1 protein-coding gene is annotated in these 1,118 nt (G+C 29.2%); it reads left to right on the plus strand.

Features of this window, described 5'->3' with window-relative positions:
• Positions 1-346 precede the first annotated feature (346 nt).
• Complete coding sequence (locus BHE89_RS18275; RefSeq protein WP_286146284.1) at positions 347-988, plus strand: MurR/RpiR family transcriptional regulator; 642 nt, start codon at positions 347-349, stop codon at positions 986-988.
• The last annotated feature ends 130 nt before the right edge of the window (positions 989-1,118 follow it).

Consider the following 1,118-nt stretch of genomic DNA (forward strand, 5'->3'; position numbering starts at 1 on the left):
TCATTTCATTTAATCTCAAATAAAGAAAATTAATTTCATAAGGTTATAATAAAATTAACAAAGAATAAATAAAATAGAGTTTTAAACATCAAATAATTAATATAACTTTAGTTAAATGAAATAATCATTTCATTTAATCTCAAATAAAGAAAATTAATTTCATAAGGTTATAATAAAATTAACAAAGAATAAATAAAATAGAGTTTTAAACATCAAATAATTACCTTTAGGTCATTAATTTATTTGGAATTAACTCTATATTTCATTTTAATTACTATTAGCTAAAAACATTCAAATGCCACGCAAAAAATACTACAATTATACTAGTATTTTTATTGAGGGTACTATGTCTACTGCAACAAATCTGAATGAACTACAGGAACAAGTTCGCTCCCGCTATAATGGATTAAGTAAAAGGCTACAGCAGGTTGCACATTATCTACTTGATAATAAAAACAGTGTGGCATTTGATACAATTGCGATCCTTGCAGATAAAGCAAATGTTCCTCCATCAACATTAATTCGTTTTGCCAATGCATTTCATTTCAATGGCTTTAATGAAATGAAACAATTATTTCAAAACCACTTGATGAATGAAATGGTAAATGAAAATGAAAATTTAACTTATAAACAAAAATATAAAGAGGAGCCTCCTAATCTGAATGAGCCTGCCTATATCTTGCAAGAATTTGCACAAGCAAATAGCCATTCATTGCAACAATTGGCAAATCAAACTCACAGAGAAATGTTAAATAAAACATTACAATTGCTTGAACATGCTGACACAATTTATATTTGTGGTTTTCATCACTCATTCAGTGCTGCAAGCTATTTTTTTCATGCTCTCTCGCATATTCCTTGTGAGACTGTTTTTGTTAACAGCCTAGGAGGGATGTACAAAGAGCAATTAAGAAATATTACACATCGTGATGTGCTCTTTGGCATTCACTTCCATCCGTATTCAGATGAAATGCAAAAAAATGTGTGAAATGGCGACTTACAAAGAAGCAAAACAGATTATTGTTACTGATAGCCCAATTAGTCCATTAGCGAGTTTAAGTGATGTTTGTTTAACGGTTAAAGAAGCTCAAATAAAAACCTTTCGTTCCCAAACGTCA

It is taken from the genome of Shigella sp. FC1967 (assembly GCF_001743005.1).
Lineage (GTDB): Bacteria > Pseudomonadota > Gammaproteobacteria > Enterobacterales > Enterobacteriaceae > Proteus.